The 21125-nt window shown below is 62.8% G+C and carries 17 protein-coding genes; 7 read left to right on the top strand and 10 right to left on the bottom strand.

Features of this window, described 5'->3' with window-relative positions:
- The 3 genes from F8197_RS12665 to F8197_RS12655 all read left to right on the top strand — a co-directional run bounded on the left by F8197_RS12665 (position 1) and on the right by F8197_RS12655 (position 2021).
- Positions 1–1146 carry a DUF1624 domain-containing protein gene (locus tag F8197_RS12665; RefSeq protein WP_152882187.1) on the top strand — a complete coding sequence of 382 codons (1146 nt, stop codon included), beginning with the start codon at positions 1–3 and terminating at the stop codon, positions 1144–1146.
- A 123-nt stretch (positions 1147–1269) separates the two neighbouring features.
- On the top strand, positions 1270–1614 hold the full coding sequence (locus F8197_RS12660; RefSeq protein WP_152882186.1) for a type II toxin-antitoxin system RelE/ParE family toxin: 345 nt from the start codon (positions 1270–1272) through the stop codon (positions 1612–1614).
- Between the two features lie 50 nt (positions 1615–1664).
- Entirely contained in the window at positions 1665–2021 is a 357-nt protein-coding gene (locus F8197_RS12655) for an addiction module antidote protein (RefSeq protein WP_056148451.1), read from the top strand.
- A gap of 72 nt (positions 2022–2093) precedes the next feature.
- Here the strand turns inward: F8197_RS12655 and F8197_RS12650 are convergent, their stop codons facing one another.
- The 5 genes from F8197_RS12650 to F8197_RS12630 form a co-directional block, all read right to left on the bottom strand.
- Positions 2094–3431 (bottom strand): MFS transporter, encoded by a 1338-nt coding sequence (locus F8197_RS12650; protein ID WP_019920685.1) that lies wholly within the window; start codon positions 3429–3431, stop codon positions 2094–2096.
- Positions 3432–3696: 265 nt separating this feature from the next.
- The gene (locus tag F8197_RS12645; protein ID WP_152882185.1) at positions 3697–4149 is read right to left on the bottom strand and encodes a copper chaperone PCu(A)C; all 453 of its coding nucleotides are present in this window, start codon (positions 4147–4149) and stop codon (positions 3697–3699) included.
- Positions 4146–4760: an SCO family protein gene (locus F8197_RS12640; protein ID WP_152882184.1), complete on the bottom strand. Its 615-nt coding sequence runs from the start codon at positions 4758–4760 to the stop codon at positions 4146–4148. Before F8197_RS12640 ends, F8197_RS12645 begins: the two co-directional genes overlap by 4 nt.
- 57 nt (positions 4761–4817) lie before the next feature.
- The gene (locus tag F8197_RS12635; RefSeq protein ID WP_152882183.1) at positions 4818–5198 is read right to left on the bottom strand and encodes a DUF2946 family protein; all 381 of its coding nucleotides are present in this window, start codon (positions 5196–5198) and stop codon (positions 4818–4820) included.
- Positions 5199–5267: 69 nt separating this feature from the next.
- The gene (locus F8197_RS12630) at positions 5268–7295 is read right to left on the bottom strand and encodes a methyl-accepting chemotaxis protein (RefSeq protein ID WP_152882182.1); all 2028 of its coding nucleotides are present in this window, start codon (positions 7293–7295) and stop codon (positions 5268–5270) included.
- Positions 7296–7739: 444 nt separating this feature from the next.
- On the opposite strand from F8197_RS12630, the gene F8197_RS12625 reads away from it, so the two are divergent.
- Complete coding sequence (locus F8197_RS12625) at positions 7740–10001, top strand: carboxy terminal-processing peptidase (RefSeq protein WP_152882181.1); 2262 nt, start codon at positions 7740–7742, stop codon at positions 9999–10001.
- A 160-nt stretch (positions 10002–10161) separates the two neighbouring features.
- On the opposite strand, the gene F8197_RS12620 is transcribed toward F8197_RS12625, so the two are convergent.
- From F8197_RS12620 to F8197_RS12610, 3 genes are all read right to left on the bottom strand, one after another.
- Complete coding sequence (locus tag F8197_RS12620; RefSeq protein WP_193333422.1) at positions 10162–10779, bottom strand: PEP-CTERM sorting domain-containing protein; 618 nt, start codon at positions 10777–10779, stop codon at positions 10162–10164.
- Positions 10780–11010: 231 nt separating this feature from the next.
- Positions 11011–11193 carry a hypothetical protein gene (locus F8197_RS12615; protein ID WP_152882179.1) on the bottom strand — a complete coding sequence of 61 codons (183 nt, stop codon included), beginning with the start codon at positions 11191–11193 and terminating at the stop codon, positions 11011–11013.
- A gap of 305 nt (positions 11194–11498) precedes the next feature.
- A complete protein-coding gene (locus F8197_RS12610) occupies positions 11499–12713 on the bottom strand; it encodes an MFS transporter (protein ID WP_152882178.1) in 1215 nt (404 codons plus the stop codon).
- Positions 12714–12798: 85 nt separating this feature from the next.
- Here F8197_RS12610 and F8197_RS12605 point away from each other — a divergent pair, with 85 nt between their 5' ends.
- The 3 genes from F8197_RS12605 to F8197_RS12595 are packed head-to-tail and all read left to right on the top strand — an operon-like array spanning position 12799 to position 15602.
- Positions 12799–13254 (top strand): helix-turn-helix domain-containing protein, encoded by a 456-nt coding sequence (locus tag F8197_RS12605; protein WP_152882177.1) that lies wholly within the window; start codon positions 12799–12801, stop codon positions 13252–13254.
- Between the two features lie 14 nt (positions 13255–13268).
- Positions 13269–14459: an acyl-CoA dehydrogenase family protein gene (locus F8197_RS12600; protein WP_056148423.1), complete on the top strand. Its 1191-nt coding sequence runs from the start codon at positions 13269–13271 to the stop codon at positions 14457–14459.
- 9 nt (positions 14460–14468) lie between these two features.
- Entirely contained in the window at positions 14469–15602 is a 1134-nt protein-coding gene (locus F8197_RS12595) for an acyl-CoA dehydrogenase family protein (RefSeq protein WP_152882176.1), read from the top strand.
- Positions 15603–15604: 2 nt separating this feature from the next.
- On the opposite strand, the gene F8197_RS12590 is transcribed toward F8197_RS12595, so the two are convergent.
- Together F8197_RS12590 and F8197_RS12585 are read right to left on the bottom strand one after the other, a co-directional pair.
- A complete protein-coding gene (locus tag F8197_RS12590) occupies positions 15605–16522 on the bottom strand; it encodes a diguanylate cyclase domain-containing protein (RefSeq protein WP_152882175.1) in 918 nt (305 codons plus the stop codon).
- Positions 16519–21093, bottom strand: a complete 4575-nt coding sequence (locus tag F8197_RS12585; RefSeq protein WP_373996861.1) for a PAS domain-containing protein — start codon at positions 21091–21093, stop codon at positions 16519–16521. The genes F8197_RS12590 and F8197_RS12585 overlap by 4 nt, the downstream gene beginning before the upstream one ends.
- Between the last annotated feature and the right edge of the window lie 32 nt (positions 21094–21125).

Below are 21125 nucleotides of genomic sequence, written 5' to 3'. Positions count from 1 at the left end.
ATGAATGTAGTGAAGAATGCGCGCGTGGCGTCGATCGACGTCATGCGCGGGCTGGTCATGATGATCATGATGCTCGACCATGTACGTGAAACGTTTTTCCTGCGCTGGCAGGTGACCGATCCGATGGACGTGGCACAGACCGAACCGGCGCTGTTCTTCAGCCGCTTTGCCGCCCATTTTTGCGCGCCGATGTTCGTGTTTCTCACCGGCTTGTCGGCGTGGTTGTATGCCCATCCGTCGGCCGGACCGCGCCCGGCCACCGGTTTTTTGCTCAAGCGCGGCCTGTTCCTGGTCGTGCTCGAAGTGCTGGTGGTCAGCGTGGCCTGGACCGGCATCTTTCCAGCCCCCACGATTTACTTGCAGGTGATCTGGGTGATCGGCCTGGCGATGATCGCACTGGCCTTGCTGCACCAGTTGCCGCGCGCGGTGCTGGCCGTGATCGGACTGGTCATCGTGGGCGGTCACAACCTGCTCACACCGGTGACGTTCGCGCCCGGCGACTGGGGTTATATTCCGTGGACTATTTTGCATGACCGTGGTTTCCTGGTGGCCGAGGGCGCCTTGAAAATCAAGGTCAGCTATCCGTTGCTGCCGTGGATCGGCGTGATCGTGCTCGGCTACGTGGCCGGCCCCTGGTATGCGCGCACGGTGGATTCCGCGCGACGCCGCAGCCTGTTGGTAACTGCGGGCGTGGCCGCACTGGCCGTACTGCTGGTGCTGCGCGGCTTGAATATCTACGGCGAAAAGCTGGACTGGACGGCGGGCGAGACCGCGCTGCGCACCGTGATGTCGTTCCTCAACGTGACCAAGTACCCGCCGTCGCTGGCGTTCCTGCTGCTGACCCTGGGTTTCGGCCTGGTGGTGCTGGGCTGGCTGGAGCAGCGCGACAACCTGTTCCTGCGCGTGTGCGCCTCGTTCGGCGGCGCGCCGATGTTTTATTACCTGCTGCACCTGTTCCTGCTGCTGGGCTTGCAGAAGCTGGCCGTGGCCATGTTCGGCGCCAACTATGGCAGCCGTTACGAGTTCGACCACCTGTGGCAGGTGTGGCTGTTGTCGGCGGCGCTGACCCCGTTGCTGTACTGGCCGTGCAAGGCGTTCGCCGCGTTCAAGCGGCGCACCAGCATGGGGTGGGTGCGGTATTTGTAATGGCGTTAGGCATCGACCACGATTCGATACAGCCGAGTAATTGAACTTCACTCAACGTTGAGATAACGTTAATCACACAACTTGATCGTCGCGCGGTTTGACATTTGAGAACAGGTGATTACAATGAGTGGAGACATTCACAAAAGGACGGCGAAACAAACGGCCACTTATCGCTGCTGGTTCAACGCCATGCTCGACCGCGTTGCCAAATCTATCGTCGCCAGCCGGGTGGAGCGCCTGCAGATGGGCCTTTACGGCGACGTGAAGTCGTGTGGCGAGGGCGTTTCTGAAATACGCATCGACTTCGGGCCCGGGTACCGCGTGTACTACACCGAGGCCCTGGACAACACCATCCTCTTGCTGTTGATGGGAGGAGACAAGTCCACGCAAAAAAGAGACATCAAGGATGCGAAGAAGATGTTGGCAGACATGAAGCAGCTGCTTGCCGAGAAAAAGCGCAAAACATGATGGCAACGTCAGCCTGCGCTACTGATCCAGACGAAGCAAAGGAAATAGCCATGACCAACGATGACAGCAAATACCTGCTCGACAGCCTCGATGGTATCGAGGGACTGACCGACTTCAATGTCGTTGACTACCTTACCAGTCCTGAGGCCATCGCGGCCTACATCAACGATGTGATCTCATCCGGAAATTCAGACCTGATGAAAGAGGCCATCAAAAATGTCCTACAAGCGAAAGGCGTGGCGAAAATCGCCGAGCAATCGGGGCTCACGCGCGAGGGCGTATATAAAGCGCTGCGGCCGTCGAGCAAACCGCAGTGGGATACGATCCGCAGCCTGCTGACCGGACTGGGGCTCGAAGTGCGCGTGGTTGCGATCGGCGAGAGCAAAGGGCCGGCACTGGCGGCCTGAGGTATAAGTACCGCATGAAAAATGGCCGCCAGATCGCTCTGGCGGCCATTTTTTATAGTGCGAGCAGTTCGATCAGGCGCGGGTTACCGGCGTCTTGAATTCGAAGCGCTTGATGTCGCCTACCATGAACACGTAGCACAGGATGGCCACCGCAGCGTTGGCGCCGACGAATACCAGGGCGCCAGCGAACGAACCGGTTGCTTCCAGGATGTAGCCGATCACGATCGGGGTGGTGATGCCGGCGGTGTTGCCGAAGCTGTTGAACAGTGCGCCGCTCAGGCCGCCTGCTTCTTTCGGCGATGTATCCGCTACCACTGCCCAGCCCAGCGCACCGATGCCTTTGCCGAAGAAGGCCAGCGCCATCACGGTAATGACCAGCCAGTCCGCATCCACGTAGTTACAGATAACCATGGTCATGGCCAGCAGCATGCCGCTCACGATCGGTATCTTGCGCGCCTTCGACTGCGAATAGCCACGCTTGATCAGGCGGTCGGAAATCACGCCGCCCAGCACGCCGCCGAGGAAGCCGGCCAGCGCTGGCAGTGCGGCCACGAAGCCCACCTTCAGGATCGTCATATGACGTTCTTTCACCAGGTAGATCGGGAACCAGGTCAGGAAGAAATAGGTCAGCGTATTGATGCTGTACTGGGCAATGTACACGCCCAGCAGCATGCGGCTGCCCAGCAACTGACGGATCGCCGACCATGTGTCGATCTTGGCGCTGGGGGCGTTCTTGTCCTTGGTCTCAAGATCGATCAGCGCGCCGCCGGCGGAGATGTAGTCGAGTTCGGCCTTGTTGATGTTCGGATGGTCTTTCGGACCATACACCAGCTTGAGCCAGAAGAACGACATCACCACGCCCAGGCCGCCCATCACGTAGAACACGCTTTCCCAGCCGTGGGCGTGGACCAGCCAACCCATCAACGGGCCGAACAGGACGGTGGCGAAGTACTGCGCCGAGTTGAAGATGGCTGCCGCCGTGCCGCGTTCGGCGGTCGGGAACCACGAGGAGGCCAGGCGGCTGTTGCCGGGGAAGGACGGGGCTTCCGCTGCGCCAATGGCCAGTCGCAGGCAGAACAGGGTGGTGAGGGCGGCGGCGCCGGTCAGGAAGCCGACAGTGCCCATCAACATGGTGAACACGGACCACAGGAAAATACTGAAGAAATACACGATCTTAGTGCCGAAGCGGTCGAGCATCCAGCCGCCCGGCAGCTGCGCCACCACGTACGACCACGAGAAGGCCGAGAACACATAGCCCATTTGTACCGGCGTCAAGCCGAGGACGCGCGTCAGTTCCGGTCCGGCGATACCGATGGTGGAGCGATCGGCGTAATTAATGGTGGTAACCGCGAACAGAATGGCCAGAATCAGCCAGCGTACCCGCGTTGCTTTTTGTTGCTGCGTTGCCATGCGTGGATCTCCTTCTTATCAATATGCGCCGATCATAACGCACATATCAGACATCATACAACTGGATATATGAAATATTCATACCCGTCATATAAACCCGACGCAAGGCTTACTTAATTCTTACAAATCAACAAGTTAAACGTTTTCCTATTTGCTTTAAGTTGTACGATGACGTATGAGAATGAAAGGGGGACGAAGGGGAGGGGCGGTGGCAGTGCGGCGGGAAAAGAGCCGGCTACAGGGTGCGGTAGCCGGCCCGCAGGCATCAGTGGCCGGCGTGAGCGGCGGCGTTGAGCGGTTTGACGAGCGCCTCGACCTTGATGGTGCTGCGCACCTTGGCCGCGTCTTCAACTTCCAGCACCAGCGGCACCTTGTCGCCGTCCTTGAGCTGCTGCTTGAGCTGGAACAGCATCAGGTGGTAGCCGCCTGGCGTCAGCGCTACCGGCTTGCCGGCGGGAAGTTCCAGCGCCGGGATCTGGCGCATGCGCATCACGTCGTCCACCATCTTCATTTCGTGCACTTCGACCGTGCCGGCCACCGGCGAGCTGACCGCCACCAGGCGGCTGGCCTTGGTGGCCGTCAGCGTCATAAAGGCGCCGGTGACTTTTTGCGCGGCCACAGTGCCGCGCACCCAAGGTTGATCGACGGTCACTTGCGACCAGGCGGGTGCGGCGGCCAGCAAGGTGGCCCCCAACATTACGGAAACGATGGTTTTCATTGGAACAGTCCTTGTAAGAAGCCCGGTTTTTTCGGGTTGATCAATTGGCGCAGGTCGTCCGCGCATTGCCGGGCGGTCTGGTCGTGCTTGAGGCCCAGGCGTATCTTGCCGTTGGCGTCGAAGACATACGTGATTGCCGTGTGGTCCATGGTGTACGACCCACCGCTCGGCACTTTTCGATACATAATCTTGAAGTCTTTTGCGGTCCTGGCAGTTTGCTCGTCGGTGCCGCGCACGGCAATAAACGTTGGATCGAATGCCGCCATGTATTCGCGCAGCAGCGGCCCGGTGTCGCGCTCGGGGTCGATGGTGGCGAATACGATCTGCAGCTTGTTGCCGTCGGCGCCCAGCAGGCGCTTGATTTCCACCGCGCGCGACAGCGCCGTCGGGCACACGTCCGGGCACTGGGTGAAACCGAAGAACAGCAGCACGAACTTGCCGCGAAAATCGCGCAGCGTGGCCGGTTTGCCGTCCGGGTAGGACAGCAAATAATCGGGGCCGATGGCGGCGCCGGTAAGGTCGATCGCGGTAAAGCCGCGTGCCTGCGCCGCCAATGGCAGGGCGGTCAGCGGCAGCGCAGCTACGGTCGAGAGAAAGGAACGTCGTCGCATAAAACTCCTGGTAATGTCTGGATGACGCCGGTGCGGGCACCGGCGCAAGGGCAGGGGTCAGGCGAACGTGGGTGGGGCGCGGGGACGGGCATCGGGCCAGGCGCAGCAGGGCGTGGGCGCTTCATAGCCTGGCGCGGGGAACAGCGCCGTGGCGGCAATGGGCGCGCGCCAGGCCAGGGGCGCGGGCGGCGGCGCGCCAGCCAGGCTGGCGCACAGCGCGCAGTGTTTCAGGTGGTGGCCAGCGATGGGAACCTGTTGCTGGCCGTTGCGGGCAGGGGTGCTGTACACATTGCCGCTGGCGCTGCATACCTCGCCGGCGATTGCTTCAATGCCGGGCGCTGCCATTGCCTGGCCCAGCGCGGGCCACAGCAAATTGAGCATGAGCGCCAGGCAAACGATCAGGCTGATGTGGCGACGCTGGGAGAGAAACTGGGGCATGGCGCGATTATAAAGTAAAAAAAGCCGCCACCGCTGGTGCGGGGGCGGCCTGTACCGGGGCAGTACCGGTTACTTCAGCGCCAGGCGCGACGGCGTAGCTACTGGCGCCCTGGCGGCGCCGGCATTGCTGCCGAGGTTGAAGATGCGCACCACTTCCACTAGGTCGTGGGCCTGGTCCTGCAGCGCAGCGGCGGCAGCGGCGGCCTGTTCCACCAGCGCGGCGTTTTGCTGGGTCACTTCGTCCATCTGGTGGATGGCGTCGTGCACCTGGCCGATGCCGGCGCGCTGCTCGTCGCTGGCGCTGCTGATTTCGGCCATGATGTCGGTTACGCGGCGCACGCTTTCTACCACCTCCTGGATGGTGCTGCCGGCTTCGGCCACCTGGCGGCTGCCAACGTCCACCTTGCTGACCGAGTCGTCGATCAATTCCTTGATTTCCTTGGCGGCCGTGGCCGAACGTTGTGCCAGGTTGCGCACTTCGGTGGCGACCACGGCGAAACCGCGCCCCTGTTCTCCGGCGCGGGCCGCTTCCACGGCGGCGTTCAACGCCAGGATGTTGGTCTGGAACGCGATGCCGTCGATGACGGAGATAATGTCGACAATCTTGCGCGACGAAGCGTTGATCGAGCCCATGGTATCGACCACCTGCGCCACCACCGCACCACCCTTGGCGGCGATGCCGGAGGCGGCCATCGCCATCTGGTTGGCTTGCGCCGCGTTGTCGGCATTCTGGCGCACGGCGCCGCTTAGTTCTTCCATCGACGCAGCAGTTTCTTCCAGGCTCGACGCCTGTTCCTCGGTGCGGCTCGACAGGTCGAGGTTGCCGTTGGCGATCTCGGTGGCGGCAGTGGTGATTTGCTCGGCGCCGGCGCGCACCTGGCCCACCACGCTCGACAGGTTGCTGCTGATACCGTTCAGGGCGCGCAGCACCAGGCCGATCTCGTCCTTGTTATGGATTTCCAGGTGAACGTCGAGGTCGCCCTTGGCGATGCGGTCGGCAGCCTGCTCGGCGCGGGCCAGCGGCCGCGATACCACCGTGCGCACCAGCAGGAACAGCACTACGGCAAAGATGACCAGCGCGGCCAGGCCGATCAGCGCGTAGCGGTCGCGCAGGGTGGCTGCTTCGCGCGTGATTTCGTCGGTGTAGGTGCCGCCGACGATCAGCCAGTTCCAGTCCTTGAAGGTGTGGTACTCGACCATTTTCTCGCGTGGCGCTTCGCCGTCGGAAGCGGCCCAGTTATAGGTCATGCCACCCGATTTGGCTTCCAGCATTTCGCGGATGATGGCATGGCCGTCGGTGCTCTTGATGTCGATCAGGTTGTCGCCTTCACGCTTGGGGTGGACCAGCGCCGTGCCCTGCTTGTCGCCCTTGGCGGCATTGATCACGTAGATGTAGCCGGTGTCGCCGATCTTGATCGCCTTGATCTTTTGCTTGAGCATGTCCATGTTCTTGGAGATGTCGAGGCCGATGAACAGCACGCCGATCACATTGCCGGCGCCATCCTTGATCGGATCGTACTGGGTGATGAACTGCTTGCCGAACAGGGTAGCCAGGCCGATATAGCTCTGGCCGTTGCGCAGCAGCGGATAGCTGGGGTGGGCGTGGTCGAGCTGGGTGCCGACAGCGCGTTCGCCGTTTTCCTTTTTCAGCGACGTGGTCACGCGCACGAATTCGGCGCCGTTGGCGGCAAAAATGGTGGCAATGACGCCGGTCTCGTTGGTGAACTTGTCCGGGCCGGTAAAGTCGAGATTGAGCGCCTTGCCGCCGTGGATCAGCGACGGCGTCGGTTTGCCGGCGATCTCTACCGTGTTGGCGGTGTCCAGGCTGAACTTGCCGTCATCGAACTCGGACGCGAACAGGCGCGCAAAGCTCGATGCCTCGTTGGTCATGGCGTTGTTGAACACCTCCACCGTGTTGCTGATGCCGTGCAGGGAGTTGGCCACGTTGGACTTGGCGCGCTCGGTCAGCATGGTGGACGTGCTGTGGTTAATCAGGACCAGTATCACGGCCATGATCACGGTCATCAGCGCGAACGTAAACACGGTGATCTTGGTGCCGACGCCCCAGTCGCGGGGATTCATCAGGGATTTGCTCATTGGATTCCAATATTTCGGTAACGAGTCGTTCGGAAACGGGGTATGCCCCCGAAAGGTCGGGAGCGCTGCTTGAGGCCAGGGAAAACATGCGCCTCACGCAGTGAGGCGGGCTGCCACCGCCGGGGTCCGGGGCGGTGCCATCATTGGATGATGAAACTGCTATCAGGCGAAATTTTAGCAGGATTTTTCTGCTAGGCAATCATTTTTTTGATAAATATCAAGGAATTTCTTTTCTAAAACAATGACTTAAATAGTCTATTGATGAATTTAATTACGGGTTACTACGTATTGTGAGAGATGGTGTTCAGCCGTGCTTAAGCTTCGTCGCGGAAACTCGCCATTCACAGAACGGCGTCCCGACTGCTATCCTGTAGAATGAAATTCAATGCAGCGCTTGTCATAACTGCTTGTAATACCCTAAATAAAACACTCCGGAGTTAGCCGATGAAGAAAAAAATGCTGTTGGTGGCCATGATCGCGGCCCTGTCCTTCCAGGCCGGCGCTGCCGTGCCGGACAAAGTGGCAGATGCGCCGCTCAAGCCCCAGATTGGACAGACCCAGGCCGCAGTGCTGGCCTCGCGCGTGCTGACCAAGCTGCATTACAAGGCTGCGCCGCTGGACGATGCCATGTCGGAAAAAATCTTCGACCGCTACTTCAAATCGCTGGATTCGGAAAAACTGTTCTTCACCCAGGCTGACCTGAACCAGTACGCCATCGTGCGCACCCGGCTGGACGACGCCATTAACGGCGAAAATCTCAGCGTGCCGTTTGCCATCTTCAACCTGTACCAGACCCGCCTGCGCGACCGCATCGCCTACGCGCGCGACTTGGTCAAGACCGGCAAGTTTGAATTTGCGTCGGACGAGACTTATCAGTTCGACCGCGAAAAAGCAGACTGGGTCAAGAACGACGCTGAAATGAAAGACCTGTGGCGCAAGCGCGTCAAGAACGAATGGCTGCGCCTCAAGCTGGCCGGCAAGGACGACAAAAGCATCCGCGAAACGCTGGACAAACGTTACGAAAACTACCTGAGCCCGTCGCGCCAGCCGACCAGTGAAGATGCGTTCCAGATCTTCATGAATGCTTACGCCATGTCGATCGAGCCGCACACTAATTACCTGGGCCCGCGCGCTGCCGACAACTTCGATATCGCCATGCGCCTGTCGCTTGAGGGTATCGGCTGCGTGCTGCAAAGCCGCGACGACTACGTGGTCGTGCGCGAAGTCGTGCCGGGCAGCCCGGCCGGCCTGTCGGGCAAAATCAAGGTCGGCGACCGCATTGTCGCCGTGGCCAAGGATGAGAAAACCCCACTGACCGAAGTGCTCGGCTGGCGCCTGGACGACGTGGTCGCGCTGATCCGCGGCCCCAAGGATTCCACCGTCAAGCTTGAAATCATCCCGGCCGACGCCGGCCCCGATGGCAAGCATGCGTTCGTCTCGCTGGTGCGCCAGAAGATCAGCATGGAAGAGCAATCGGCCAAGAAAACCATTTACGAAGTTAAGGATGGCAATACCAAGCGCCGCGTGGGCGTGATCTCGCTGCCAACCTTCTACCAGGATTTCGAAGCGCGCCGCAAGGGCGATAAAGATTTCAAGAGCGCCACCCGCGACGTCGAACGTCTGCTGGTCGAACTCAAGAAGGATAAAGTCGATAACCTGCTGATCGACCTGCGCAACAACGGCGGCGGTTCGCTCAACGAGGCGGTGGAACTGACCGGACTGTTCATCGACAAGGGGCCGGTCGTGATGCAGCGCAGCGCCGACAAGAAAGTGGAGATCGAAAGCGATACCCGCGCCGGCATGACCTGGGACGGCCCGATGGGCGTGCTGATCAACCGTGGTTCGGCATCGGCCTCGGAGATTTTCGCTGCTGCCATCCAGGACTACGGCCGTGGCGTCATCATCGGCGAACCGAGTTTCGGCAAGGGTACGGTACAGACCCTGTTCAGCCTGGACCGTTTTGCCCAGGACGACAAGGTGCGGTACGGCGAAGTCAAGTTCACCATCGCGCAGTTCTTCCGCATCAACGGCGGCACCACCCAGTTGCGCGGCGTGACGCCGGACCTGAAGCTGCCGACCATGACCGATGCTGATTCCTTTGGCGAATCGAGCTACGACAATGCCTTGCCGTGGACTCAGATCACCCCCGCGCCGTTCATCCCGGCAGGTGACCTGAAAGAAATCATCCCGGTGCTCGACAAAAAGCACACCGCGCGCATTGCCAAGGACAAAGACTTCCAGTACCTGGCCGAAGACATCGCCCTGGTGAACAAGCAGCGCAAGGAAAACTCGATTTCGCTCAACGAAACCGTGCGCCGCAAGGAACGCGAACAGCAGGAAGCCCGTGCCAAGCTGCGCGAGGCGCGCCTGCTGGCCGCCCCGGGCGCCGACGATCCGATCCTGCTGCCTGATCCCAAGGACGCGCTGAACAAGGCAATTTCGGCCAAGCCGGCCAGCGGCAAAACCGCGCCGGTCCCGAAAGTGGCAGGTGTAAAAGGTGCATTGCGCAGCGACGACGGCCTGCAAGGCGCCGAGCGTTCACTGGCGGCCGAGCTGGAAGCGGAGAAACTGGCCAAGGCGGCCAAGGACGTATTGCTCAACGAAGCCGTGCACATCCTGGCCGATGAAGTAGCCTTGCTCAAGACCGATACCCGCATGGCAGCGCGGGTTCTGCCTTACGCCCAGCCCGCCACCGCCGGCAAATAATGCTATTTTTGGGATGTTGGAGATAGTTATGCTGAATGTGAATTTCCAACATTACCAATATAAATTGGATTTATATGCTGCAGAGCGGCATTATCATTCCTGTCTCCTCTATTCTCCTCCAAGAAAATAGATTCAGCCCGCTCTCTGAGCGGGCTTTTTTTTATCCGCGATTTTTGCTGCGTGCACGTGCCGCCACCAAGGCCAGACCGACCAGCAGCATGGCGTAGGTCGCAGGCTCCGGCACAGCCGAGACGCCGTCGCGCGCGATGATCGAGCGCACGGTCAGGAAATCGGAATAATCGGCAGTACGGTCGGTGACCAATGCAAACGGCCGCACGCTGCTCGGTGTGGTCAATTCCCTGGCAAAGAATGCGAAGCCGCCCGAAATGCCATCGGCATCGCCAAAGGTCGTAATGCCGCGTGGATCGCTGCCCACCACCACGCGCTGGCCGATCAGCTCGCGACTGAAGTCCATTGGCGCCATCGCGTAGAACAGGATCGATGAAAAATCCTGCTTGCCGAATACACCGTTGCCGTTGGCGGCGCCGCTGACGGTCAGCTTCAGGCCGGTGACCCGGCTGATATCGATAGGGCGGGGAACGGCGGGCCCGGTGTCGATCAGCAGCGAGTCGAGCGTCAACTCGGCAAACGCCGTATCGACGCCGCTGGCGTTAGCCCATTTAATATCGAACGTCACCATCCCGGCCTGCGCCAGCGGCGCCACGGTCAAAGCGCACAGCGCGGCGGCCGCGACGGCCATCTTTTTCAACGAATTCATCATCATCAGTCCTGCTATCGGTAGGGGGATTCTTGTATGGAAGTCATGCAACCGATGCAATATAACTGTGACTATGTGAAGGTGCAACCTTTAACACGCAAACGTGATTGCCGCGCGACAGATATCGTCTGCGGTGCTTCGTTGTGCTCGCTTATAGCGAACAGACATTGAGGTTGATGCTGGAGAGCGCCACCGGCCAACAAGTGTTGGCACGGTGTACGGGGAGATGAATCAGGATGCACGCCGAAGTAACTTGCGCAGGCGATAGTTGTCAGCAACGAGGCCCAGCAAGGCCACAATCATTAAAACGGCGAAGCCATATTTGCCGGAGAAATGCCAGAACGCCCATGCCGAGCCCGAGCAAATCAACGCCCAAAGCAATAGCGATAAATTATCTTTTGCTGTCGTTTTCATGGTTTCGATGCAATGTATCTGCAAGAGTAGCGGCCGATAGCATTTGGCTGATAGATCGCTGGGGCTTTTAGCAACACCGGTGTAAGCCAGGCGCGATCTATCTGGTGCCTTCTCGCTAATAGTAAAACATCTGCGATGCTCACGCCACCGGCTAGTGTGCGGCCGGTCGCCACCGCGAGACTGCCAATACACGCCCCAACATAAAACGCAGCGGAAAGCGCCGCCACTGTCGCTAATTTTTCAAGGCGTGTACCGGCACCGACAAGGAAGCATATGCTGGCGGGCGCAGCCACAATTGACTTGTGTCACCTCCCGGGGGCTGCCGGTGAATTGTTCGTCCCCGCCACCGCCCAAAAAACCAGCGCCGCCAGGCTTACTCCAGCGCCGAGTGTGCACACGCCTTGCCAGCCGTCGATGTCGAATACCGCTGTTGCCGCCCAAGCACCCGTGCCACTGCCCACCGCGTAGAACAACATGTAGCAACCCACCAGCCGGCTGTGCGCCTCGTTGCCAGCGCGGAAAATCAGGCTCTGGTTGGTGACGTGTAGCGCTTGCACGCCAAGATCGAGCATTAATATGCCAAGTACCAGCATGAGTACGGTGGTGACCGTGCTGGCGCCGGGGGTAAATGCCGCCCTCAGGGGTAGCCACGACAGCAATAGCAGTACCAGCGCGACAGCGCTGGTGCGCCGGCTGTGACCACGGTCGGCCCAGTGGCCGGCGCGGGTGGCGGCCAGCGTGCCGGCAAGTCCCACCAGGCCGAAGGCGCCGATGGCGGTGTGCGAGTAATGGTAGGGGGCGGCACTGAGCGGCAATACCAGCGCGCTCCACAAGATGTTGAACGCGGCGAACATCAACAGCGCGATCACGCCGCGTACCCGCAACACGCGGTCGTCGCGCAGCAGTGGGAACATCGAGGCAAGCAGGTGCGGATAGGACAGCGCTGCTTGCTGAACAGGCAACACCGGCAGCAGCCGCCACAGCAGCACGGCCATCACCAGCATCGCCAGCGCCGAGCCGCCGTACACCGCGCGCCAGCCGGCCAGGTCGGCCACCGCGCCGGCCACCACGCGCGCCAGCAGCAAGCCCGACACTACGCCACCTTGCGCCGCGCCCACCACGGCGCCGCGCTCCGACGGATCGGCAGCCGCTGCTGCATAGGCGATCAATCCCTGGGTCATGGCCGTGCCCAGCAAACCAACCGCCAGCATGGCCGCCATCAACCAGCCTGCGCTGCTGGCGCTGGACGCCGCCAGCAGCGCCACGACCAGGGCCAGCATTTGCCATAGCATCAGGCGCCGGCGGGGCAGCAAGTCGCCCAGCGGGACCAGCAACAGCAGCGCCAGCACGCTGCCTGCCTGGGTGGCGGTGACCACACCGCCGATGGCGGCGCGCGCGATGCCGAAGTCGTCGGCCAGCGCACCGAGCAGCGGCTGGGCGTAATAGACATTGGCGACGCTGAAGCCGCTGGTGCAGGCAAACAAAGTCACCAGTGGACGGGGCAAGAAAGGGCTGTACATGAATACCTCAAACTAGTTTCAAATTAAAACCAGTTGAAGTGTAAGTATTTCGGTTTTAAAATGCAACCAATTATCAGGAGAAATTATGGCCAAGCGAAAGTCGATGCAGGACGATGCCTGCCCGGTGGCGCGGTCGCTGGACCTGGTCGGCGATCGCTGGTCGCTGCTGCTGGTGCGCGATGCGTTCGACGGCATCCGCCGTTTCAGCGACTTCCAGCGCAACCTCGGCGTGGCGCGCAACATCCTGTCGGACCGGCTGGCAGCGCTGATGGAGGCAGGCGTGCTGGCGGTGCAGCCGGCGTCCGACGGCACGGCGTACCAGGAATACGTGCTCACGGCAAAGGGGGAAAGCTTGTTCCCGGTGGTGGTGGCGCTGCGCCAATGGGGCGAGCAGCAATTGTTCGCACCAAGTGAGCCGCACTCGCAACTGCTGACGGCGGATACGCGGCAGCCGCTGGCGCCCATGTTGCCGAGCAACGCAGCGGGGCAAGTGGTACAGTCACACGATACATTCGTGAACAAATTGCCAGACAATAAATAGACGATGGAGACAGCATGGATTTGAGCTACACGGCAGCAGACCTGGCGTTCCGCGACAAGGTGCGCGCTTTTCTAGCCGCCAACCTGCCGCCCGATTTGCAAAAGAAGGTGCGCAACCATCTGCGCCTTACACGCACCGATTACGTGCGCTGGCACCAGATCGCCGCACGCCAGGGCTGGTCGGCGCCGGGCTGGCCGGTCGAGTACGGTGGGCCGGGCTGGACGCCCACCCAGCGCCACATCTGGGAAGAAGAATGTGGCCGCGCCGGCACGCCGCAAATCCTGCCGTTTGGCGTCAACATGGTGGCGCCCGTGATCATGGCGTTCGGCAGCGCCGCGCAAAAAGCGCATTACCTGCCGCGCATCCTCAATTGCGAGGACTGGTGGTGCCAGGGCTATTCCGAACCCGGTTCCGGGTCCGACCTGGCTTCGCTCAAGACGCGTGCCGTGCGCGTCAACGACGTGTACATCGTCAACGGCCAGAAAACCTGGACCACGCTGGCCCAGCACGCCGACATGATGTTCTGCCTGGTGCGCACCGATCCCGACGTGCGCAAGCAGGAGGGCATCTCGTTCCTGTTGATCGACATGACCTCGCCCGGCATCACGGTGCGGCCCATCATCACGCTCGACGAAGAGCACGAAGTCAACGAAGTGTTCTTCGAAAATGTGCGGGTGCCGGCGGTCAACCTGGTGGGCCAGGAAAACAAGGGCTGGACCTACGCCAAGTACCTGCTGGGCCACGAACGCACCGGCATTGCCGGCGTGGGCCGGTCCAAGCGCGAGCTGGCGTTCCTGAAAAAACTGGCGGTAGAACACACCCGGCACGGCAAGCCGCTGTTGCAGGACCCGCTGTTCGCCAGCAAGGTGGCCAACGTGGAAATTGAATTGATGGCGCTGGAAACCACGGTATTGCGCGTGATTACCAGGGAAGCGCACTCGCCAGGACCGGAAGCATCGCTGCTCAAGATACGCGGCACCGAAATCCAGCAGTGGTTGACGGAATTGATGATCGAAGTGCTGGGTCCGAATGCGCTGCCGTTCGACCTCGCCTACCTGGACGGCGACAGCGAACACGCGGTGACCGGCGACGACGCCGGCGCGCCGCTGGGCGCCAACTACCTGAACATGCGCAAGACATCGATTTACGGCGGCAGCAACGAAATTCAGAAAAACATCATCGCCCAGATGATCCTGGGACTGTGAGGGGACGGCATGGACTTTAATTTTACCGACGAACAGCAGCAATACGGCGACGCCCTGCGGCGCTGGATCGACAAGCACTACACGTTCGAGACGCGCCAGCGCATCGTCCATTCCACCGCCGGCGTGTCCAACGCCGCGTGGCAAGCATTGGCCGAGCTTGGTATGACCGCGCTGCCGGTGCCATCAAGCCAGGGCGGCTTCGACGGCGACGCCATCGACATGCTGGTGGTGATGCAGGAACTGGGACGCGGCCTGGTGGTCGAGCCGTATTTCGCCACCGCCTGGGGCGCGTACTTCCTCCAATTGGCCGGCAACCAGTACCACCTGTTGCAGGACGTGGCCGAAGGCCGCGCCAAACTGGCGTGCGCGCTCGGTGAAAAGCACTCGCGCTACGACCTGGCCGACATCAAGACCCTGGCTGCCGTCAACGGCGAGGGCTACCGCATCGATGGCACCAAGACCGTGGTAATCCACGGCGCCCAGGCCGATGCGTTGATCGTCTCGGCCCGCAGCGCCGGCGGCCAGCGCGACGTCAACGGCATCAGCCTGTTCGTCGTGCCCACCGACACCCCGGGCCTGACCATGCGCGACTACCGCACGCTCGACGGCCAGCGCGCGGCCACGGTGCAGTTCAGCCACGTGGCGGTACCGGCGTCGGCGCTGCTGGGACGGCTCGGCGCCGGCTGCGACATGCTCGACGAGGCGGCCGACTTCGGCGTCAGCTTGCTGTGCAGCGAAGCGCTGGGCGTGATGGATGCGCTGTTTTCCAGCACCCTGGACTACATCAAGACACGCAAGCAGTTCGGGGTGCCGATCGGCAGCTTCCAGGCCTTGCAGCATCGCATGGCCGACATGTACATCCACCTCGAGCAGGCGCGGTCGATGGCGATGCTGGCTGCTGCGCGCATGTCGTGCGGCGACCCCGGCGAACGGCGCCGCATCGTGTCGGCAGCCAAGGTGCGGGTGGGGCAGGCGGCCAGGTTCATCGGCCAGGAAGCGGTGCAACTGCACGGCGGCATGGGTGTCACCGACGAGCTGCCGGCGTCGCACCACTTCAAGCGCCTGGCCACGATCGAACGCACCTTGGGCGACATCGACCACCATCTCGAACGTTTTGCCGCCCAGAAGGCGTTTCAGCCCTAGCGTCAGTCGCGGTGGTAGCGGTTGCGGCCGCCCTGCTTGGCCTGGTAGAGGTTGGCGTCGGCGCTGCGGATCAGGGCGTTGGCGTCCTGGCGTTCCAGCGGCGGCATGGCCGTGGCCAGGCCCATGCTGACGGTGACGATGGGGGAAGTGGGTGATGCCTCGTGGGGCACTGCCAGCTTGCGCACTTCGTCCTGAATGCGCTGGGCCACCGCTTCGGCGCCTTCGGGTCCTTCCTGCGGCAGCAGCAGGATGAATTCTTCGCCGCCGTAGCGGGCCAGCAAGTCTTGCGGGCGGGCGGCGCAGCGTTTCATGGCGGCGCTTACTTCTTGCAGGCACAGGTCGCCGGCCTGGTGGCCGTAGCGGTCGTTGTACAGTTTAAAATGGTCGATGTCGATCATGATCAGCGACAGCGGCAGGTTGGCGCGCGCGCAGCGGCGCCATTCGGATTCGAGGCGGTCGTTGAAATGGCGGCGGTTGGCCACGCCGGTCAGGCCGTCGGTCAGGCTCAGTTCGCGCATGGCATCGGCCTGGCGCTTGATGGTCAGCTGGCTGCGCACCCGCGCCCGCACCACCGCAACGTTGAACGGCTTGCTGATGAAATCGACCGCGCCCGCTTCCAGGGCCCGGGTTTCATCCTCTGGCTGGCTCAGGGCGGTGACGAAAATCACCGGGATATCCTGCAGGCGCGGCGAGGCTTCGAGCGCGGCGCACACGGCGTAACCGTCCATGCCGGGCATGACGGCGTCCAGCAGGATCAGGTCCGGTTGCTGTGCCAGTGCGACATCGATGGCTTTTTCGCCGGACAGGGCGAACAGCACCTCGTGCTCGTCGCGCAGCGCTTGGTGCAGGATCTGGACGTTTTCCATGGCGTCGTCAACCACGAGTATCCGTCCATTCCTGGCCAGGTCGGTCCAGCTCATGCACTATCCTTTCGCTGCTTCATCTGTTGTATCACATCGTCCACCAATCGGGCCGCCTTATCGAAGTCCAGGCTTTCGACGGCCTCTGCCAGCTGCTCGGCATGTTCCATCGCTGCGAGCGCCGGTCGCAACGTCCTGAAATGCTCCAAAGCCTTCAGGTTGTTATTCTGAAGCAAACTTTGCAACTCCGCCAGCGTTAGCGCCAATTCCACCTGGTTAATGTTGCCACTTGGAATAATTTGTTCCTGTATATCCAGCAGGCGGGCGCCGCTCACCACGGTCTCCAGCGCCAGCGCCAGCTGGTCCAGCGCGGCATACAGGGCGGTATCGGTGTGACGCTGGTGCAGTGCGGTTTCGACCACGGCGCTCAATCGCGCCACCTCGTTGGCGCCAAGGTTGGCGGCCACGCCGCGCAACCGGTGCAGCGCCTGCAGGGCGGTCAGGCGTTCGCCGCTGCCGAGCGCGGCGCGCACTTCGAGCACGGTGTCGCCATGGGTACGCTCGAAACGCTTGAGCAGCGCCGCCAGCGCATCGTAGTTGCCGCCCATGCGGGCCAGCGCTGTGTCGAGGTCGATACCAGGCAGGTGGGCGGGCAGGGCATAGACGGGCGCCGACAGCGGCGCCGTCGGCAAGCCGTCGCGCGCGCCCGGCGCCGGCTCGGGCACCACGCCGGGCGCCAGGTCGCGCAGGATGGCGATCAGGATTTCCACGTCCACCGGCTTGGCGACGTGGGCGTCCATGCCGGCCTCGGCTGCGCGCTGGCGGTCTTCTTCCATGACATTGGCGGTCATGGCCACCACCGGCAGGGTCAGGCCGGCGGCGCGGATCGCTTCGGTGGCGTCGTAGCCGTTCAGCACCGGCATCTGCACGTCCATCAGCACCACGTCGTAGCGGCCGGCGTCGGCCAGCAACTGGTTGACCGCCAGTTGGCCGTTGCTGACCATGGTCACCACGGCGCCCGCGTGTTGCAGGATGTATAGCGCGACTTCCTGGTTGATTTCGTTGTCTTCCACCAGCAGGATGCGCATGCCGGCCAGCCGGCCGTGCAGCGGCGACGGCGGCACGGTGGCAGTGGCGCCGTAGCCGTGGTCGCCGGCCAGCAGGCCGCGCACCCGTTCCAGCAAGCGGTGCGGGCTGACCGGCTTGGACAGCACGCCGGCCACGCCGCTGCCGTCGGCATACTGCAGCGCCACGGCGGCCTCGTGTTCGGACGCCATCAGCAGCACCGGTGGCAGAATGGCGCCGGGGCGCAGGTCGCGCGCCAGCGCCGCCGTCAGGTCGTCGTCCAGGCCGGCCAAGTCGCGGTCGAGCAGCAGCAATTCGTACGGATGGCCATCGTCGCGGCCGCTGGCCAGCATGGCGCGGGCCTGGTCGGCATCGGCGGCGCTGTCGGCCTGCCAGCCCAGCCAGGCGCAGGCGTTGGCCAGCGCGCGGCGCACGGTGGGGTTGTCGTCGGCGATCAGCACGGCGAGACCTTCGGCGGCGGCCGGCACCTCGGGCGGGCGCGGCGGCGCCATGCATTCGAGCGGGCACGTGAACAGGAACTCGGCGCCCTGGCCCGGTTCGCTGCGCACCTGCACCGCGCCACCCATCATGTCGGCCAGCTGGCGGCAAATCGCCAGGCCCAGTCCCACGCCGCCGAACTTGCGGCTGGTGCTGCTGTCGGCCTGCGAGAACGTGTCGAAGATGTGTTCCTGCTGTTCGGCCGGGATGCCGATGCCGGTATCGCGCACGGAAAATTCGACCAGGATGGCGCGGTCGGCCGGACATTCGCCTTCCGTGCCATCGTCGGCGCTGGCGCCGGCGCGCACCGACAGTACGACCTCGCCGGTGGCGGTGAACTTGATGGCGTTGCTGAGCAGGTTGAGCAGCACCTGCTGCAAACGCATCGGGTCGCCGGCCAGTTCATTGGGCAGGTGCGGGTCGATATCGTAGGCCAGTTCGATGCCCTTGTCGGCAGCGCTGCCGCTGATCAGGACGCTGATGCTGTCGAGGATGTGCCGCAGCTGGAACGGCGCGTGTTCGAGCTGCAACTGGCCCGCCTCCACGCGCGACAATTCCAGCACATCGTTCACCAGGCCCAGCAGCGACTGGGTGGCTACCTGGATCTTGTCCAGGTAGCCGCGTTCGCGCTGTGCCAGCTGCGCTTCCTGCAGCAGCCGCGCCAGGCCGATGATGGCGTTCATCGGCGTGCGGATTTCATGGCTCATATTGGCCAGGAACTCGCTTTTCGCGCGGCTGGCGCCCTCGGCGCGGTCGCGCGCCAGCACCAGTTCATCGTTGACTTCCTGCAGGTGCAGCTCGGCTTCTTTCAGTTCCGTCACGTCGGAGACCAGCACGAAGAAGCCGCGTACCTCGCCGAATTCGCCCACGTCGGGAATGTAGTTGACCCAGGTGTAACCCACCTTGCCGGAAGGCCAGCGCAGTTCGCCGGCAAAGCCCTGCGGCTCGCCGTCGAGCGCGCCTTTGACGTACGACTCATTGCTGGCGTAGGCCGCTTCCTTGAGGACATCGGGCATGAAGGCCCCCAGCATCTGCGCTTCATCCATGCCGTGCCAGTCGAGGAAGTAGCGGTTGGCGAAGCGGCAGCGCAGGCCGGCGTCCCAGTAGGCCACCATGCCGGGCAGGCTGTCGGTGAGGGTGCGCAGGAAGTGTTCGCTTTTGCCCAGTTGCTCGACGGTGGCGCGCAAGGTTTCCTTGACCTGCTTGCGCTCGGTGATGTCCATCGCCAGGCCCAGTACGTGGGTGGGGACGCCGTGCTCGTCGCGCAGCGCCACCTTGCGCGTGGTGAGGTAGCGCGTCACGCCGCTGGCGTTGACGATCGGTTCCTCGGCGATTTCGGTGATTTCGTTGGCGTTGGAAGCGAGCACTGCGCGGTCGGCCTGGTTGTACAGCTCAGCCAGTTCGGGCGGATAGAAATCGAAGTCGGTCTTGCCCACGAACTCATCGCTGCTGATGCGCCCGGACAGCACGGCGCCGTAGCGGTTGACCATTTCATAGCGCAGGTCGGACGCGCGCTTGAGGAAGATCATGGCCGGCATGTTTTCCACCACCGAGCCGAGCAACTGGCGCGAACGCTGCAATTCGGCGGCGATGCGCCGCTGGTCCGTCACGTCGAGCAGCAAACCGGTGATTGCCGTCACCAGGCCGCCCGGTCCGAACTGCGGGTAGTAGCTGGCCACCCAGTGCCGCAGTTGCTGGCCTGTGTCGGCGCCGGCAGCGGCAAGGCCGGTGCGCTCGATGCCGACCAAGGGCCGGCCCGTGTCGAGCACGGTGCGGTAGTCGGCCAGCATGGCGCGGCGCAGGTCCGGATCATGGATCATGTCGCCGATATGGCGGCCGATGTGCACCACGACCGGCTCGCCGGTCAGGCGAGCCAGGAAATCGTTGACGCGGATCACCCGCAACTCGTTATCGACATAGCTGAGACCGACCGGCGCGGTGGCGTACAGGGTTTCCAGCTGACTGCGCGAGCGTTCCAGTTGCTCGGTGCGGTCGTTGACCAGCTTTTCCAGGCCGTGGCGGTGTGCTTTCAAATCGATTTCCAGCGCATTGAACGCTTGCGCCACCGCGTCGGCCTCGCGGAAGGCCATCGGTTCGAGCGTAAACGGCTGGCCGCTGGCCAGCGCCTCGGCCGGCCCCACCAGCGCCCGCACCGAGCGCGCGATTCGTCCACCCACCAGCCACGCCAGCGAGAAACCGGCCAGCAGCACCAGGCCCATGGTCAGCGAAATATTGGTGACCGCGTGCAGCAGTTCTTCCAGCGCCTTGGCCTGCGGCGTGGAAATGACCACGGACGCGCCGCTGACCGGCGAGCGGCTGTAGCCCTGGTAAATCGCCTTGCCCTCGGTGTCGGTGGTGGCAAACAGGGCATCTGGCGCCTGTTGCAGCCGCGCGCGCAGGGCGGGATCGGCCACTTGCCCCAGCAACTGGCGCGGCCCGCCGGCCTGCGCCACCAGCCGGCCCTCGCCGTCGTACAGGGCCATGATCTGGTGCGGCTTGATGCGTTCGTCGCGCAGGATTTTGTCGAGTTGGTCGGGCTTGAGCAGCGCGGTCAGCCCATACACTACCTGGTTGTCCACGAACACCGGCACATCGACCGCCAGCAGCGCACTGCCGGCCACGTACACCACCGATAGTTGCGAGCGGGCCGTGTGGAACAGCGGCGCCAGCCGGCTGGCGTTGTTGATCGAATTGAAGGTCTCGGGCAGCGGCGCGCCCACGTGCATGGTCACCTGGCCGGTGCTGTCGCTGAGCAAAAATTGCGATGCCGGGAAATGCGGCCCCAGCAGGCCGCCCGCTTGCAGCCGCAGTGTCGCCATGTCGTCGATGCGGATGCTGGGCGATATCGCCAGCGCTTGCGCCGCGCCTTCGCTTTGCACCAGGTCGCGGTCGATGGCGGCAGCCACCATGCGCGCGGCCTTGCGCGTGTCTTCCATCAGGGTGTTGCGCTCGCGGCTGTAGAACTGCTGTACCACCGCGCCAAAGCCGATCGTCGTCGGCAGTGCACAGGCCAGGACCAGCAGGGCGATCTGCGCGCGGATCGACGGCAGGCGGGTTTTGTCTGGCACTGGCGAAACTCCTGGACGGTGGGCTGGCCTGC

Origin of the sequence: Duganella sp. FT27W (assembly GCF_009295655.1) — a bacterium.
GTDB classification, from domain to species: domain Bacteria; phylum Pseudomonadota; class Gammaproteobacteria; order Burkholderiales; family Burkholderiaceae_D; genus Rugamonas; species Rugamonas zoogloeoides.
Note: the sequence above shows the minus strand (reverse complement) of the source record. Positions and strands in the feature narration are given on the sequence as shown.